At 27.5% G+C, this 17207-nt stretch carries 16 protein-coding genes, 2 tRNA genes and 1 pseudogene; 7 read left to right on the top strand and 12 right to left on the bottom strand.

Annotated features, from left to right (window positions below; genetic code table 11):
* The first annotated feature begins 5 nt into the window (after nt 1-5).
* Nucleotides 6-1706 carry a ribonuclease J gene (locus EXC62_RS04160; RefSeq protein WP_035375822.1) on the top strand — a complete coding sequence of 567 codons (1701 nt, stop codon included), beginning with the start codon at nt 6-8 and terminating at the stop codon, nt 1704-1706.
* 49 nt (nt 1707-1755) lie between these two features.
* On the opposite strand, the gene EXC62_RS04155 is transcribed toward EXC62_RS04160, so the two are convergent.
* The 5 genes from EXC62_RS04155 to EXC62_RS04135 all read right to left on the bottom strand — a co-directional run bounded on the left by EXC62_RS04155 (nt 1756) and on the right by EXC62_RS04135 (nt 6498).
* A complete protein-coding gene (locus tag EXC62_RS04155) occupies nt 1756-3111 on the bottom strand; it encodes a cation:proton antiporter (protein WP_026390850.1) in 1356 nt (451 codons plus the stop codon).
* 20 nt (nt 3112-3131) lie between these two features.
* Nucleotides 3132-4559, bottom strand: coding sequence for a proline--tRNA ligase (gene proS / locus EXC62_RS04150; protein ID WP_026390851.1), 1428 nt, complete (start codon nt 4557-4559; stop codon nt 3132-3134).
* Entirely contained in the window at nt 4549-5397 is an 849-nt protein-coding gene (locus EXC62_RS04145; protein WP_026390852.1) for a S1-like domain-containing RNA-binding protein, read from the bottom strand. Before EXC62_RS04145 ends, proS begins: the two co-directional genes overlap by 11 nt.
* A gap of 52 nt (nt 5398-5449) precedes the next feature.
* Complete coding sequence (locus EXC62_RS04140) at nt 5450-6184, bottom strand: Fic family protein (protein ID WP_026390853.1); 735 nt, start codon at nt 6182-6184, stop codon at nt 5450-5452.
* Nucleotides 6185-6300: 116 nt separating this feature from the next.
* On the bottom strand, nt 6301-6498 hold the full coding sequence (locus EXC62_RS04135; RefSeq protein ID WP_026390854.1) for a cold-shock protein: 198 nt from the start codon (nt 6496-6498) through the stop codon (nt 6301-6303).
* Nucleotides 6499-6643: 145 nt separating this feature from the next.
* Between EXC62_RS04135 and EXC62_RS04130 the strand changes: the two genes are divergently transcribed.
* Nucleotides 6644-6717: transfer RNA gene (locus tag EXC62_RS04130), tRNA-Thr, on the top strand.
* Between the two features lie 62 nt (nt 6718-6779).
* A complete protein-coding gene (locus EXC62_RS04125) occupies nt 6780-7508 on the top strand; it encodes a putative ABC transporter permease (protein ID WP_035375823.1) in 729 nt (242 codons plus the stop codon).
* An 18-nt stretch (nt 7509-7526) separates the two neighbouring features.
* On the opposite strand, the gene EXC62_RS04120 is transcribed toward EXC62_RS04125, so the two are convergent.
* Nucleotides 7527-8714 (bottom strand): site-2 protease family protein, encoded by a 1188-nt coding sequence (locus EXC62_RS04120; protein WP_026390855.1) that lies wholly within the window; start codon nt 8712-8714, stop codon nt 7527-7529.
* 71 nt (nt 8715-8785) lie between these two features.
* On the opposite strand from EXC62_RS04120, the gene EXC62_RS04115 reads away from it, so the two are divergent.
* Both EXC62_RS04115 and EXC62_RS04110 read left to right on the top strand, forming a co-directional pair.
* A tRNA-Gly gene (locus EXC62_RS04115) sits at nt 8786-8860 on the top strand.
* A 161-nt stretch (nt 8861-9021) separates the two neighbouring features.
* Complete coding sequence (locus tag EXC62_RS04110) at nt 9022-9216, top strand: helix-turn-helix transcriptional regulator (protein WP_035375824.1); 195 nt, start codon at nt 9022-9024, stop codon at nt 9214-9216.
* Between the two features lie 202 nt (nt 9217-9418).
* Here EXC62_RS04110 and EXC62_RS04105 read toward each other — a convergent pair whose 3' ends face one another.
* From EXC62_RS04105 to EXC62_RS04090, 4 genes are all read right to left on the bottom strand, one after another.
* The gene (locus tag EXC62_RS04105) at nt 9419-11017 is read right to left on the bottom strand and encodes a hypothetical protein (protein ID WP_026390857.1); all 1599 of its coding nucleotides are present in this window, start codon (nt 11015-11017) and stop codon (nt 9419-9421) included.
* Nucleotides 11018-11099: 82 nt separating this feature from the next.
* Entirely contained in the window at nt 11100-11750 is a 651-nt protein-coding gene (locus EXC62_RS04100; RefSeq protein ID WP_084156705.1) for an HAD family hydrolase, read from the bottom strand.
* Nucleotides 11743-13494, bottom strand: a complete 1752-nt coding sequence (locus EXC62_RS04095; RefSeq protein WP_026390859.1) for a sensor domain-containing protein — start codon at nt 13492-13494, stop codon at nt 11743-11745. Before EXC62_RS04095 ends, EXC62_RS04100 begins: the two co-directional genes overlap by 8 nt.
* Nucleotides 13495-13649: 155 nt before the next feature.
* On the bottom strand, nt 13650-14864 hold the full coding sequence (locus EXC62_RS04090; RefSeq protein WP_026390860.1) for an L-serine ammonia-lyase: 1215 nt from the start codon (nt 14862-14864) through the stop codon (nt 13650-13652).
* A gap of 395 nt (nt 14865-15259) precedes the next feature.
* Between EXC62_RS04090 and EXC62_RS09190 the strand changes: the two are divergent.
* Both EXC62_RS09190 and EXC62_RS04085 read left to right on the top strand, forming a co-directional pair.
* Nucleotides 15260-15361, top strand: a pseudogene (locus EXC62_RS09190) (IS1/IS1595 family N-terminal zinc-binding domain-containing protein); the annotation flags it as partial.
* Between the two features lie 27 nt (nt 15362-15388).
* Nucleotides 15389-16162: an IS1595 family transposase gene (locus EXC62_RS04085; protein WP_162849126.1), complete on the top strand. Its 774-nt coding sequence runs from the start codon at nt 15389-15391 to the stop codon at nt 16160-16162.
* 3 nt (nt 16163-16165) lie between these two features.
* On the opposite strand, the gene EXC62_RS04080 is transcribed toward EXC62_RS04085, so the two are convergent.
* Together EXC62_RS04080 and EXC62_RS04075 are read right to left on the bottom strand one after the other, a co-directional pair.
* Nucleotides 16166-16858, bottom strand: coding sequence for a class I SAM-dependent methyltransferase (locus EXC62_RS04080; protein ID WP_162140203.1), 693 nt, complete (start codon nt 16856-16858; stop codon nt 16166-16168).
* 1 nt (nt 16859) lies between these two features.
* Complete coding sequence (locus EXC62_RS04075) at nt 16860-17192, bottom strand: cupin domain-containing protein (protein ID WP_026390493.1); 333 nt, start codon at nt 17190-17192, stop codon at nt 16860-16862.
* Nucleotides 17193-17207: the final 15 nt, after the last annotated feature.

Below are 17207 nucleotides of genomic sequence, written 5' to 3'. Positions count from 1 at the left end.
TTATTATGAAAAATACACTATTAAAAACCGATGAAATCGGCATTTTTTCCTTAGGAGGCTTAGGCGAAGTAGGAAAGAATATGTATATTTATGAGATCAGCAATCAGATATTTATTGTTGACTCTGGAATTTTATTTCCAGACAATCATTTACTTGGAATTGATTATGTTATTCCTGACTACCAGTATCTAATAGACAATCAAGAACGTATTGTTGGCCTTTTTATTACACATGCCCATGAAGATCACATTGGTGGAATTCCATATTTATTAAAAAAAGTAAATATACCTAAAATATATGCTGCTGGTATTGCAGTTGATATGATCGAACATAAATTAAATGAACATGAAGATGTTAAATCACCTCAAATCGAGGTTTTTAAGTCTCATTATAAGTACAACTTCAAACATACTGAAATGTCGTTTATAAGATTAAACCACTCTATTCCTGATATGTTTGGAATTGTTTTTAGAACTAAAGAAGGTATTCTATTCCATACTGGGGACTTTAAAATTGATTTTACACCAGTTGGTCCGCCAGCTGAATATGATAAATTAGCACAAATTGGTTCTGAAGGTACCTTATGTATGTTATCAGACTCAACAAATGCTGAACGTGAAGGTTTAATTGAATCTGATAGTAAAATCGGTAAATCAATTAATGAATTATTTTCAAGAATAAAAGGACGTATTATTATTGCTACTTTTGCATCTAATATGTACCGAATTCAACAAATTATTCATTCATCAATTTTAAATAAACGTAAAATTGCCGTTTTTGGACGTAGTATGGAAAGAGCAATTGAAGTTGGTAAACAATCTGGTTACATTAAAATACCTAAAGGTTTCCTAATCTCTGGTGAAGAAATCAATAAGATCAAAGATAGTGATGTAACTATAATAGTTACAGGTTCACAAGGTGAACCATTTGCAGCATTAAGTAGAATTGCTAATGGATCACATAAACAAATTAAAGCTCATAAAGGTGATACTGTTATCTTCTCTTCTTCTCCAATTCCTGGTAATCAAGAAGGAGTTAATCGAACAATTAACAAACTATTTAGATTAGATGTTGAAGTTATTACTCACGGACCACTTGCTGATACACATACATCAGGTCATGGTTCACAAAATGATCTTAAACTTATGTTATCACTTGTTAAACCAAAGTTCTTTATTCCTATGCATGGTGAACATAGAATGCTTAAGTACCATCGTGATTTAGCTGTTAGTTGTGGAGTTAAACCTAACAACATTTTAATTATGGATAATGGAGATGTTGCCGCAATTACAAAAGATTCAATTAGATTAGCAGGGCATGTCCAAGCTGGAGATATTTATATCGATGGTAGTGGAATTGGTGATATTGGTAGTGCAGTTATTAGAGAAAGAAAGACTTTATCTGAAGAAGGTCTATTCGCGATTATCATTACTATTGATTCTTCTAAAAAACGTTTATTATCTAATCCAACAATTGTTTCAAGAGGGTTTATTTATATGCGTGGTAATGAAGAAATAACTAATGAACTTGCTTCAATAGCAACCAAAACAGCTATTGCAGAATTAAATAAAAAAATGTTTAATGAATTAAATATGAAACAAAAAATTATTGATCAGTTACAATCAAAAATTTTCGAGATTACAATGAGAAAACCAGTAATTATTCCAATAATTTCTGATTTATCTAAAACTAAAGAAACAAACTAATTCAGACAATTACCACATTGTGGTAGTTGTTTTTTTATTAAAAAAAAGACTAAGAATTCTTTCTTAATCTTTTTGTTTTTGTCAATTTAGTTTTTTTAGATATTTCTTCCATCTGAATTGGAATTGAAAGTGCCTTAACTTCTCCGGCATTAAATAATGCTCTTGTTAATAATAATGGTGCAAATAACTCAAACATTAATACACTAGTTAAGACAACTAATAATATTTGATTATCTTTTAAAACCGTTGCTGCAATTCCAGCTAAATAAATTTCAAATCCACCTTGCGTTAATACTGCATATGGCAAATGATTTTTTAATACTTTTTTTGTTGATGGAACAATTCTTGTTCCAAGATATGCACCAAGAAATTTTCCAGTTGCATGGGTTATCACATATACTAGTGCATATAATCCTGTTATTGTAAATAGTTTTGTTACATCAAGTTCCATCCCAGCAACAACAAAGAATGCTGTTAAAAGTGGTGGTAAGAATTGATGCATTGCATATGATTGTTCTTCATTTGATGCTTGATCAATAAAGTTTGTAAAAACTATTCCAGCAACAAGCGTAGTTATAAATGGAGATACATGATAAATACTTGTTAATGGACTGTTTGATATCATATATGAACCTAATGAAATTAATAGTATCATCCCGACCATTATTACTAAGTATGAATGCTGTTTTTCATCATTATCTTTAATTTTAACAAACATATATTTATCAAATAAGACTAAGATAAATCCTGTTACTATCCCAATAATGATTGCAGCAAATGCTCCAATCAAATACTCAAAACTTGGAAGGTAACTAACATTCAATGTATTTCCTTGTTCAATAAAACCTAATATTGTGAAAAAATAAATTATACCTACTAAATTATCAAGAGCGACTATTGAAGATAAAACATCTGTTAGTGCCCCTTTAGTTTTATATTTACCTGTTATTTCAACAATTGCCGCTGGTGCAGTTGCTGAACTGATTGCTCCAATTAATAAAGCAAACTTTAAATCATTTAAAATCCAAAAAAACAATGTCGTAAAACTAACAACAAATATTAGTTGTAATATAACAACTGGAATTACTGTCTTTGAGAATTTCCTGACCTTATATTTAGATATTTGTGTACCAATCATAAATGAAACAAAACTTAGTGCTATTACAATAACAACTTGAAATGAATCAACTAACTCATTAACGATTGCTTCTTTTTTAAATATAAATCTAATAATTAAGTTTATTAGTATACCAGAGACAATATATCCAGTAACTTCAGGCATTTTAATTTTATTAAATAATTTCCCAATTAAGTGTCCTATTAAAATCATTCCACCTAATGCAAACATTAACTCAAAACCATTTAAGTTACCAAATGCATTAACTAGAAAAACATTAGTAAGCACTTCATCACCAACCTCTCAGATTAATATGCTCTTGCAAATAAAACTGTTTGTACAGCTTTTTTATTTGTAACAGGGCAAATTTCAGTTACTAAATCTGAGTCAATAATTGCTCTTGCTGTTGCTCCTGTATCTTCTTTAATTTTAATTTCTGCTTCTTCTCCACTAATACTAATTTTTACATATCCACCTTTTTCAAGATGTTTTTTGAATTCATCATAAGTTTTAGCTTCTCTTGTATTCTTATTAACATGATTTAATGCATTTTGATACATTTCTTCATGCATTTCTTTCATTGATTTTTCAACTTCAACAGCTAAATCGTCAAGTTTAACTTGTTTTTTATTACGATTATGTCTAGTTACTAAAGTAACCTCATTAGACTCTAAATCACGTGGTCCAACTTCTAATCTAATTGGAACACCTTTCATTTCATATTCACTAAACTTCCATCCTGGTGATTTATTAGAATCATCTAATAACACACGAATTCCCTTTTCTTTTAATTCCTGATAAATTTTATTTGAAGCATTTTTAACTTCTTCTTTTTTACCTTGAATAGGAATAATAACAACTTGATCAGGTGCAACATATGGAGGTAATACTAAACCTTCATCATCACCATGAACCATAATTATCGCACCAATTAATCTAGTAGATACTCCCCATGATGTTTGGTATACATATTCAATCTTTGATTGTTCGTTTTGGAATTTAATGTCAAATGCTTTAGCAAATCCTTGTCCAAAGTAATGTGTAGTTCCCGATTGAAGTGCTTTTCCATCATGCATTAATGCTTCAATTGTATATGTTTCTTCTGCTCCAGCAAACTTTTCTTTTTCCGTTTTTCGACCAGTAACAAAAGGAATAGCTAATAAATCTTTTCCTAAATTTTTATATGTTTCAAGCATATCTAGAGTTTCTGTTTTGGCTTCTATTTCATTATCATGAATTGTATGACCTTCTTGCCATAAAAACTCTTTACCTCTTAAGAATGGTCTTGTTGTTTTTTCCCATCTAACAACACTACACCATTGATTATATTTTTTAGGTAAATCACGATATGATTGAACTATTTTAGAATAATGTGTTGAAAATAATACTTCTGATGTTGGTCTAACAATCAGTCTTTCAGGTAAATCTTCAACACCTGATGTTGTTATCATTGCTGTTTCAGGAGCAAATCCTTCAACATGATCTTTTTCTTTTTGAAATAAAGATTCTGGAATCACTAATGGCATATAAACATTTTGATGCCCAGTTTCTTTAAACTTTTTATCTAAATAACTTTGAATGTTTTCCCATATTGCATATCCATATGGACGATATATTATAAATCCTGCAACATCACTATAATCCATTAATTCTGCTTTTAAACATAAATCCGTATACCATTTAGCAAAATCTGTATCTCTTGATGTAATTGCATCTACTAATTTTTTATCTTTCATTTTTTTCACCATCTATTAATATTGTTTCTGTTTCTGTAAAGTCAACTTTTCTTTCTTTGTATAATAAACCTAAAGCTCTTTTAAATGCTTTTTTACTCATATCAAAATAGACATTGACTTCTTCTGAACTACTTTTACTAGTTAATGGAAGTTTTTTATATCTTTTTAAATAGTTCATAATCTCTTCTGCATCATCAAATCGTAGTAATTCTTTTTGTTTAACAAGTGATCCAGAATAACCTTTATCACTTTCTCCGATTACTTTAACTACAACTTTTTCACCTAAATGGTAATTTCCACGATACATTGAATTATGTACAAAAATAATTTCTAAATCTTCACTAACTAAGTTCAATCCTTGTTCACCAATTCTTTGAACATAAAACTCTTTTTCATCATTAATTGCCAAAGTTTCTTTTCTTTCAACTTCTTTTAAATCAACAATTTTAGCAACCAATCTACCTTTAACATTTAATTTAACAAATAATTTATCTCCCACTTGGGGCCATTCCTTTTTATTAAGGGGTAAATCATCTTTTGATAACAATAGATCTTTACTAATTCCCATACGTAAAAAAACACCTAATTTACTAACAATATCTCCAACCTCTAATAATGCTGGTTTTGACGTTGTTATTAAGGGGGTTTTTAAGGTAGCAGCTAATCTACCATCTTGATCATAGTATAAAAATGCTGAAACTACATTTCCAGCTTTTAACTTTTGATAATTTGATTCGTTTTTATGTAAGAAGATTTCTCCTTCATCTGAATCAAGCATAAAACTTATATCTGTTTCTCTTAGAACCTTTAGTTCATTTATATTTCCTATTTTTGGCATTCTAATCACCTACATCTAATTTTACCATATTTACAAAAAAAGAGTGCATTTTTTAGCACTCTACCTCTAATTCATCAATTAATTCTTCATATCTTTTATTAAGCATGTTTTTTATAAATAATTTTAATGGCATAATATCTTTTTGTTCTTTAAAAATATCAATAGCATTAAAATATTCAGTTCTACTATCTAATGGAATGGTTATTGGAATATGACCTGATTTTATTAAATAAAAGTTTAAGATTAATCTTGTTAATCTTCCATTACCATCCAAAAAAGGATGAATCTTAGCAATCATTGCATGAAGATATATACCTTTGTCAAAATAATTCATATTATCTAAATCTTGATCTGAAAATAATTTCTTCATTCGATCATAAACTTTAATGTAATCAGGTGGTTGATGGATTGCTCCTAGTATTTGAATATTAACATTCCGATAGACACCACCAACAAGAATATCTTTCATTAACATTTCATGAAGATCTTTTATCATATCTTCTGTTAAATCTTTCTTTGCTGATGTCCACTTTAAAATTTGATTATAACAATTCACGTGGTTCAAAACTTCTTTTTGTTCTCGCTTGTCAAAACGAGCAATTTCTCCATACTTAATCAGTTTTTTAACCTCTTCATATGGTATTTTACTCTTACCCTCTAAACTAACTGCATCATAAGTATATGCTGGTAAAAAACATTCATTAAAAAATGATATGTCTGTTATTCTCTTTTCATGCATAAGATTCTTCAAGTGATTTTTATGCATTTCCAACAAATCTTTTTCCATTTGACCACTCCTTCTTTTTTATTCTTTTATATTTTCAGTTACTTAGTAACTTTATTTTAAAGTATCAATTAAAAGAAGAAGGACACTCTAAAAAGAATGTCCTTTGACTAATTAAATTATAATTTTACAACGTTTGCCGCTTGTTGTCCACGGTCACCGCTTGTAACTTCAAATTCTACTTGGTCGCCTTCAGCTAATGTTTTGAACCCTTCGCTCTTAATTGCGCTGAAGTGTACAAAAATATCTTTTCCTTCATCTGATGAAATAAATCCATATCCTTTATCAGCATCAAACCATTTTACTTTTCCTGTCATTACGTTACTCCTTTTTTAATTCTTCTATCGTGTTACCACATAACTATTATACAATACTAATGATAAAAAAACAATTATCTTTTATCCTTTATAAGATTTTTATAAGTATTGAATTAATATTTTTTTTTGATATAATTACTTTGTTGCCCTCATAGTTTAATGGTAGAACGCAAGCATGGTAAGCTTGAAATACAAGTTCGATTCTTGTTGGGGGCACCATTTTTTTATTCCATCACATTGATGGATTTTTTTATAGTATAATAAAAGAAAAGGAGTTTATTATGCAAACATTCATCGGTTATCTTGCACTTTTTATGATTGGTTCATTTATGGGATGGATTCTTGAAGTATTCTTCAGAAGATTTTTCAGTGCTAAAAAATGGATTAATCCTGGTTTTTTAACTGGTCCTTGGCTACCTTTATATGGGGCTGGAATTGTGATTTTATACTTAATTGGTTTAATAAACATTTCATGGTGGGTACAAGTTATAATTATCACTGTAACAATGACTTTAATTGAATATCTTACAGGTTTAATTTTTATAAAAGGAATGGGGATAAAACTTTGGGATTATTCAAATATGAAAGGAAATATTCAAGGGATAATTTGCCCATTATTTACTATTATTTGGGGAGTTATTGGAACAGTGTTTCTTTTTCTTTTAAAAGACCCTATAGAAGTGTTTTTAAATACTTTAGTGTCTTCAAATCTATCTTACATTTTTGATTTTTTCATTGGAATATGGTTTGGAATATTAATTGTCGATGTACTTCACAGTATTAATATTGCTAATAAAATTAGAAGTGTTGTTAAAGTTAGTAAACAAACTATTGTGTATGAAAAGTTTAAATCCTTTGTTGGTAATCAAAGAGAAAAAAAGAAAAACTTCATTATCCCAATTAAAGCATCCGAAAACATTAAATCTAATGTTTCAAAATTCCTTACTTCATTAAAAGACTCATTACTTATCAATCCAAAAAAAGATAATAATAAAGAAACTAAAAAATAAACGGCTAAAATGCCGTTTTTAAATTTCTGTTTCTTCTTTAAACTCAACTGTACATGAATATTGAGCAAATGGTAGTGTTTCAATTACTTCTTCAAACATCTTTTCTTTATTAATGATTGGAAGTAACAGTTCAATATCAGTATATATCACTTCTTTATTACTTTCTAAATAATTTATATTATCTTTAATATTTAATAAATGCTCATATTGTTTATTTAAAAAATCTTTTTTTAACTTTTCAACATACGTATTATTTGTATCACTAACTATTTTAAATAACTCATAAGCTTTTGCTACATCTTTAATCTTATAATAAAAAGCAGCAATTTCATATGCTAGTTCTAACCCGTGTTTACTACTTGCTAAATAACTAACGTTATATTTTTTTATCACATCAAGAATATTTTCTTCATTACTAAAGTCATACATATTAAGATAATTTGATACTAATGAAATATCAAAGATATTATATCCAGGATATTTGTTTAAATAATGTTTTTCAATTTTAGAATATAAATATTCATCATCTTGATCTGGTTCTATTAAAGAAAAACCTCGATATTGAATTATTTGCGTAAGAACAAAAGTATCATCTTTTAAAAACTTTTCATGTGCTACATAATCACCATATAATTCATCAGTATTAAGTTTTGATGAAACTATTATTAATATTGTCATTAATGCTGTAACAATCAAATTAAGATTTAAGAAACCTATCCAAAAGTATGAATTAGTAAAAAACCAAAGTGTTAAAAAACTTATAACTGAAAAAATCAAATATCCGATACTTGTGTTTGGTCCAGCAATCAAAGCTTTCGAAAACTTTATTTTTGTTTCTTCATATTTTTGATCATTATGGATTGGAGATAAATTAGGAACTACTAAGCCTCCAAAGAGTTTAATATTTTTAGGATGAATTTCAAACTTCCATTTATTATTAAAATCTTTTTTAATAACAAAAACAACAACATACAGTGCTCTTATTTTTATACCATTTAGAACAAAACTTATTAAATGTCCTAACTCATGAATTAAGATAGCTATAAACACAAATGCTGGAATTAAAAGTATGTAACCATAAATTGGAATTGATTTAAAACCTGAAATGATTTTAAACCATAAACCATTATGCTTTAATACACTCATCATAAATCCAGTTATTGCAGCAGTGATTATGACAATAAAGATTGTCTTTAATTTTTTCATATAAATACTCCTAACTTTTTTGCAAATAAGTATTGACTTAGTATTAGAATTTTGTTATTATAATAAAGCGTGTGGGCGTCGTATAATGGTTATTACACGTGCTTGCCAAGCATGAAATGGGGGTTCGATTCCCCTCGCCCGCTCCAGTTTAATTTTCAAAGTCAACAAGTGCTTTAAATTAAACAAATTGTTTGAGTTAGCGAAGTCAATAAGTACTTCGTTAATATTATAACATAATAAGAATTAAGTCTTATTTTTTTTATTTATAAATATACGCTATAACGTATATTTTAATGAGGTTATTCCTATGCTAATAAACAATCGAATAAAGTATTACCGTAATATTAATAAACTAACTCAAAAAGACTTAGCTGAAAGAATTGGGGTTAGAGTTGCAACCATAAGTGACTATGAAACTAATAAAGTAATTCCAAACATTGAGAATCTTATAAAAATAACAAAAGTTTTTAAAATAAAAATTGATGATTTAATTGAATATTAGTTTAATATAAAAAAAGATGCATTTTTTTGCACCTTTTTACTAATGAATATTTGACTTATCCATTTTAATACTATAAAATTTATTTATGAAGGTTGAGCCAGACAAACGTGGTCTATAATTCCTTCATGATTATTTAAAAAGTTACAAAGAAACATAATTTTCGCCGTGGTTTCTCCGTGGAGGGTTTCGTAACTTTTTTTATTTATTTGCGCTTCTTTTTTATAAAAACATATACAAATGTTGTACCTAGCGCTATTATACTTATTCCTAAAATTATATATGTAATGTTTAAATTTTTAGAATTACTTTCGATTTCCTTTTTATTAAATACTCTAATCTTTCTATCAATAATATGCTCTTCTCCATTATTATCAATTATTTCCATTTTAATTAAGTATTCACCACTTATTGATTCATTACCTTGGTATTCATTAATTAAAACATTATAACTTGATAATTCAATATTTTCATAACTAGCTATTAATTGTGCCAATTGATCAAGAGTCATTTTATTAACATCTTCAATTGAAATTAAATTCTTTGATACCCAAAATGATGGAGCATCAGTTGATACTACTTCATAAGTTCTTTCATAATAACTTGTATTAAGCGATTTATCTTTCACTTGATATTTCACTTTATATATACCTAATTGTTCTTTAACTTGGTTATCAACAATCTTGATTGATTTTGTTAAATTCCCATCAATTTCATCAGATGCAGAAAGTCCAAATAACAATAACTCATTTGTAATCTTTTCAGTATGATTAATTTGAACTATTCCGTTATTTTCATCAGTAAATATTGGTTTAACATCATCAATAATTTCTAAGTCATATTTATGAACTGTCATATTACCAGATAAATCTTTAGCAATAAGATTAAAAGTATATTTTCCTAATTTATTATTAACAAAGTTATCACTTTGGATTTCAATGTTTAATTTATCATCAATATTATCAGTAACTTTAAACTTATTTTTTATTTCTTCTCTTGTTATTTTTTTAGTATAAGAAATAACTTCTGATTTAGGTCCTTCAATTTTAGGAGCATCGAAATCTTGATTCTTTATTTTTAAAATATAGTTTGTTGTTAATCCTGCTGAATTTGTAACACTATATTCTTGTTCATAGATACCAATCTTTTGTTCATTACCTAACCATTCATTTCTAATTATTTTAATTTTCTTTGTCATATCTCCATCATAATCATCTTTAGCCGTTAATTCCGATATTTTTAATATTTCATTTTGGGTATATGGCTTTGAAACATTATTAACTATTAAATCTTTACCGCTTATTGCAGGCTTTTTATATAATTCTATTCCAAGCATAAATTGTTTTGTTGCTTTATATACTGGTGCTTGATAAAGAATTCTATTTCGATACACTTCAATATTATTTGATTTAATAAACATTTCTCGGTAAGTTCCAGTTGGAGTACTTTCTTTTTTACCATCTAAATATATATTCAAGTTTTTTTGATTAACATTTACTCCTGGTAAAATTATTGTCAATTCTTTCTCATTTTTCATTAGAATTTCGATATTGTAGTTGTTTGAACTTAATTCTGCATCAATATCAATTTTATTTTTACTCGTATTTTCTGGATTTTTAGTTTTTAACCAAAGTGTATCTCCATCTCTATCAAAATAAAAGTAACTATCAATATTAGCAACATTATTTCCATAAACCCTTGCAGATATATAATCTGACGCTTTATATTCTTCTGCCTTCAATACACTTGATGTTAATAAGATACTTGTAAAACTTATAAACAAACCAATAATCATTTTTTTCATATTATCATTTCCTTTCTTCTCTATTAAATAGTAGTAAGGAAATGTTTTATTTACTTTTAAAAAAAGAAAAATCTAGATTACTCTAGACTTCTTTTAAGATATTAATAATCTCTTTTGGTTCATTAACAATGTAATTAGGATTCAAATCAGCAAGTACTTCATAATCTCTAAATCCCCAAGTTACAGCAATACTTTTTAGCTTTGCATTTTGGGCCGTTAATAAATCAACTTCAGTATCACCAACATATAGTACTTCATCAGCATTTAAATTTAATTCTTTTAAAGCTAAATAGATCATGTCAGGATTTGGTTTAAGCTTTAAGCCAACTCTTTCACCAATAGCAACATCAATCAAACCTTTAAAAGTATCATTATTAAGGCTTGTAACACCTTCTTGGATTTTATTTGATGTTATTGCTGTCTTATAATTATGATTCTTTAAATACTCCAATAATTCCATTATTCCATCATAAGGTTTGGTATCAATATTACTGTTTTTCTTATAGTAATCATTATACTCTGATACAATACGATTAAGAACTTCTCTATCTTTTTCACTTGGAATTGATCTTTCAACTAATTTTTGTGCACCATTTCCTAAATAACTACGAACTTCTTGATAATTTTTCAATTCATAATCATATTTTCCTAATATTTTGTTAAGACTATTCATAATATCTGTAACAGAATCTAACAACGTTCCATCTAAATCAAAAATAACACCTTTAATCATCTAAATTCTCCTTCATAAACTCTAATAATCTCTCAAGTGGCATTGGTTTTGCATAATAATACCCTTGTATATTATAACATCCAATTTCATTTAAAACTTTCACTTGTTCATATTGTTCAACACCTTCTGCAATAACCCTTTTTTTCATATTATGCGCAAGAGCAACCACTGCTTGTACAATAGAAATAGTTTCATCCAAATATTTATCAATAAATGATTTATCAATCTTTATTTCATCTGATGGAATTAGTGCTAAAGTACTTAATGAATTATAACCCGTACCAAAATCATCTAACGATATTTCAACACCTAATTCTTTTAAACTTCTAGTGTATTCAACTAGTCTGGTAATATCAATTATTTCTTGTCCCTCTGTTAGTTCAACAACCAAGTTTGTTGGTTCAAAATTATACTGTTTTAATTTTGCTTTTAGACTAAAGTAAAATTTTTCATTTGAAAGTTCTTGTTGTGAAACATTAATTGAAATTTTAGTATTAGAACTAATAGCTTGAATTCTTTCATAATCGTTGAATGCTGTTTCTAAAACAAATTCATCAATTTTATTCATATATCCATATTTTTCAGCAACTTTTAAGAATATATTTGGTGGAATTGTTCCTAGTTTTTCATTATGCCATCTTATTAATGCTTCTACACCAATTATTTCTTTAGTTTCGCTATTAATTTGTGGCTGATAATTTAAATTAAAAAGTTTGTTTTTTACTGCTTTTCTCAATTCTTCTTGCATTTCTAGTTCATCATAAAATCTTTTTTCTAAAGATTCATTATAATACATATATATTTGATCTTTAGTTTCAATAACTTTATTAACAGCAATAAATGATTTCGATAATAACTTTCTTGCTGAATTATTATATTCACTATCATAGATTGCAATTCCTAGTCTAACATCAAACGTTATTTCTTTATCGCTGATTTTTAAGACTTGTGCAGCACTAATTATTTTATTAATTATTATTTCATCTTTATTTTGACAATTAGTGATAACAAATGCGAGTGATGAATTACCAAGTTCAGCCACTAACGTATTTTCACCAATAATATTTTTAACTTTATTTGAAAATAGGATCAATGCATCTAAATAAGTTTTATGTCCAAACTTTGATTCAATAGGTAATTGATTCATTATTCGACAATAAACTACTTTATGATCAACTGTACTATCTTTTATAAAAACATCTAAATTCTTAATAAAGAATCTTTCATTAGGTAATAACGTTTCGGTTGAATAATATTGATATTTATCATTATCAATTTCTAATTTTTTGATATAATCAACATTCTTTTGGATTGAAACATACTTGTTAATTTTCCCTTGCTTATTAAAAAAAGCAATAATCTTCGTATCTTTAATAAAAATTGATCCATCCTTTTTACGATCAATAACTTCGCCTTTCCAATATCCCGTTTCTCTAATTTCTGCCCACATTTTAATATAAAAATCTTTATTATGATATCCAGATTTAAAAAATGATGGCTTCTCATTATGAATTTCATCATATGAATAACCAACCATATCTAAAAATGCCTTATTAGCGTAAACAATTCGATTTTTTCGATTAGTTACTAATATGGCATCTTCTAAATATTCAGTTGCTGATTGTCCCATTTTGATTATTTCATTCTTCCTAATCATATAATACATTAAAAATCCACATAAATATAAAAAGAAAAGACTAGTAACAAGAAGAACTTTTACAATAGTTATTTTTGTTTTTGTCATTATCAAAAACACTCCTATTGCGAAGAGAACTAAAACTAATAAATGTAGTATGGTTCTAATCTTGTTTTTCTTCGTCATCTGATCCCTCATTTCGTCACATATTAAAATCTATATTTATTATAAATTATTTTCATAATTAAAACAATCAATATAAACTACCAACAGTTAGTATCTTCATCTTTTGTATAATGATATGCTAATCCACCTTCTGATGTTTCTTTATAAGATGTATGCATATCAAGTCCAGTTTGATACATTGTTTTTATTACTAAGTCAAAAGAAATCTTTCTTGAATCACTTAAGAAATACGCTAAACCACAGGCATCAATTGCTCGAAGTGCAGCAACAGCATTTCTTTCAATACATGGAATTTGAACATATCCATTAACTGGATCACAAGTTAATCCTAAATGATGCTCCATAGCAATCTCTGCTGCATATTCCACTTGGTCAATTGATAGATTAAATAGCGTTGCATGAGCTGCAGCTGCCATTGAACATGCACTACCAATCTCTGCCTGACAACCTGCAACTGCACCACTAATTGAAGCATTTTTTTTAATTAAATTGCCAAATAATCCGGCAACAGCAAGTGCTTCAATAACTTTCTTATCTGTAACATTTTTGTGCTTTTGGCGCATATAATATAGTAAAGCAGGTAATACACCACAAGCACCACATGTTGGAGCAGTTACGATTATACCACCACCAGCGTTTTCTTCACTAACAGCAAATGCATAACTACTCACTAATCGATTTTCTGTTATTTCTGATGGTTCATTTTTCATTTTTTTGTTAAAAAGAATCTTTGCTTTTCTTTGAATTTTTAATGGTCCAGGTAATATCCCATCATTATTAATTCCTCTTTTTATTGCTTCTTGCATTGAGGTCCAAATCTCACCTAAAAATTCATCAATTTCTTCCCCTTCAACTTCTTTAACATATTCGTACAAAGTTATATTCTTACTTTTACAATACTTCTTAATTTCATTAAAACTCTTATGTGAATATATTTCTTTTTCCGCTTGTTCTTCACCTTCAAAAACAATTTGTCCACCACCAACACTTTTCACTTCATGTGTCGAAGTTATAAAACCATCTTTATAACCTACAATATTAATCGTATTAGCATGTTTAGTTAAATCAATTCGATTAAAAAATGTAACACTTATTGGATTAATGGTATCAATTATTGCTTCTTCAGTTAAATGTCCTTTTCCAGTTAAAGCAAGCGAATTATATAAAGTTATATCAAAATGGGTAGTATCTGGATATCGTTCCTTAATTATTTTTAAAGCTTTTGCTGGCCCCATTGTATGAGAACTTGAAGGACCATATCCAATTTGGTACAAGGATTTTAACGATAACATACTACTACCTCCACATATATAATAATTAACATTTTATCATATTAAAAAAAATAAGGATATATAAAATCCTTATTAACATAATTACTCATATTTCGAACTAACTGCTACAAAATATCCTAATTCATTTTTATATTTTTTGAATGTATTATACATCTTTTGAAATTGTTTCTTGTTTTCTTTTTTTAACTGGGATGTGGAGATAATAGTTGATGACTATGCTTAAATAACGATAACAAAAGCTTTAAGTCCATTATAAAAAAATAAAAACAATGTTATAATAATAATGCCAAACAATCTTAATAAAGGAACTATAAAAGCGAGTGTTTTATTCCTGGATTGTTTGGCGACGTTCCTTTAGGATAAAACACTCGCTTTTATAGTAGAAAGGGACGTCAATGCAGAACCAAAACTGTGATCTATGTGGTTCTTTTAACAGTTTAATAAAAAATGGAAAAGACAAAAATAATAAACAAAGATATAAATGTAAGAGTTGTTTAAAAACTTTCATAATTGATAAGACTCCAATGAAACATCTTAAGTTAAGTGATTATAAAATCAAAAAGTTAATAGCTTTTATGATTGATGATGTTACGCTGGAAGTTATTGCAAGAAATCTTGATATTAATATTAAAACAGTTTTATATTATAGATATATTATATTTCATTCATTAAAGAACTATCAAGAAAACTTGAAGATAAGTGGAGTGATCGTAATTGATGAAACATTCATTAGTATTAGAGAAAAACCCTATAAACATGTTAGACCAGATGGTAAAGGTATTAGAGGTCTCTCATTTAACCAGTTATGTGTAGTCACAATGGTAAATATATATGGTGTATCTGTAGCTAAAGTAGTATCCAGAGCAATGCCTCTCCCTCAGCAATTCATTGATAATTTCACTGACAATATTGGACAAGTTGAAAAATTTATTCATGACGGGAACACTAAAACATATCAATTCATGAATCAATTTGAAGTGGAAAATATCAATGGAAGAAAAGATGAAACTGGAGAATATTCAACCATAATGGTAGACAATTATCATAGTATATTAAAAAGATTTCTCTATAAACATTCTGGATATAAACTTAAAAACTTACAACACTATTTGAATTTTTTCGTTTATAGGCAAAACTATTTAGCGTATCATAATATTAAAAATATGAATCAAAGAATTAAAACTAAAAATAAAATGATTAAAAGTATATTTAAAAGAGTTCTAAAATCAATAAAAGAAGTTACTTTTGATGATTTTATGAAAGACAAAGGTATTACAGAAATTCTGGAAAACAGATAAATATCAACTATTATCTACACACCCCAGTTTTTTTAAACCCTTATTAATAATTTTTACTGCTCCTAATAATCCTTCATCTCTAATCATTCCAACAGGATTCATCAGTGTCATTTTACCAAAATCATTTGTCACTTTTTTAAATCCAGCATTTAAAAACAATTCTCTCCAAGCTGAATTTGTTAATGGATCAACATGAACATTGATTGCTCTTGATAATTCTGCTTTAATCTTTTTTTGAATATCTATATTTTCAGCAAACATTAATACATCATGTGTTAATAATCTACCATTATTTTTAAGAACACGATAATATTCACTAACAGCTTTTTCTTTTTTATCACTTAAAAGCATTGTTAACATTGCTTCATTTATAACAACATCAAATGTTTCATTTTCAAATGGAAGATTCGTAGCATCAGCTTTAACTATTGTAAAACGATCTTCAAATCCTGCTTTTTTAACATTTTCCAGAGCTTTTTCCAAAGCTTTATCATCCAAATCACATATTACAATTTTTTTCAAATCGTATTTCTTAACCAATTCAATTGCTGAAGTTGCAATATTACATGCAACCTCAAGCACATAAGTATTACTATCAATATTGGCATTCTTAAAAAGAAACTTAGTTCCCTTTTTGCCACCTGGTCTTAGTCTTTTTTTGCCTAGAGTAGCTAGAAATGTATGTCCTGCTTCCATTTTATTCGTTTGGAAAAACAACAGTTAAAATCATTTTAAACTTTTCAACTGCAAAAAGTGCATGCGGAATACCAGCAGGCATCACGATTGTTTCACCTTTTGATAATACATATTCTTTATCATCAATTGTTATTTTTGATTTGCCATCTAAAATTGTTACCATTGCATCTCCTTTTGATTTATGAGCACTGATTTCTTCATCTTTGTCAAATGAGAACAATGTAATACTTACATATTTATTTTGAGCAATTGTTTTACTAGAAACTTGGTTTGGTTGATATGAAACTTCATTTTCTAATTGCTTAATTTCACTTAAAGTTATATTTTTAAACATTTTTATTTCCTCCTT

Source organism: Haploplasma axanthum (assembly GCF_900660745.1).
GTDB classification, from domain to species: Bacteria; Bacillota_I; Bacilli_A; order Acholeplasmatales; family Acholeplasmataceae; genus Haploplasma; species Haploplasma axanthum.
This window is presented reverse-complemented; position numbering and strand designations above follow the sequence as displayed.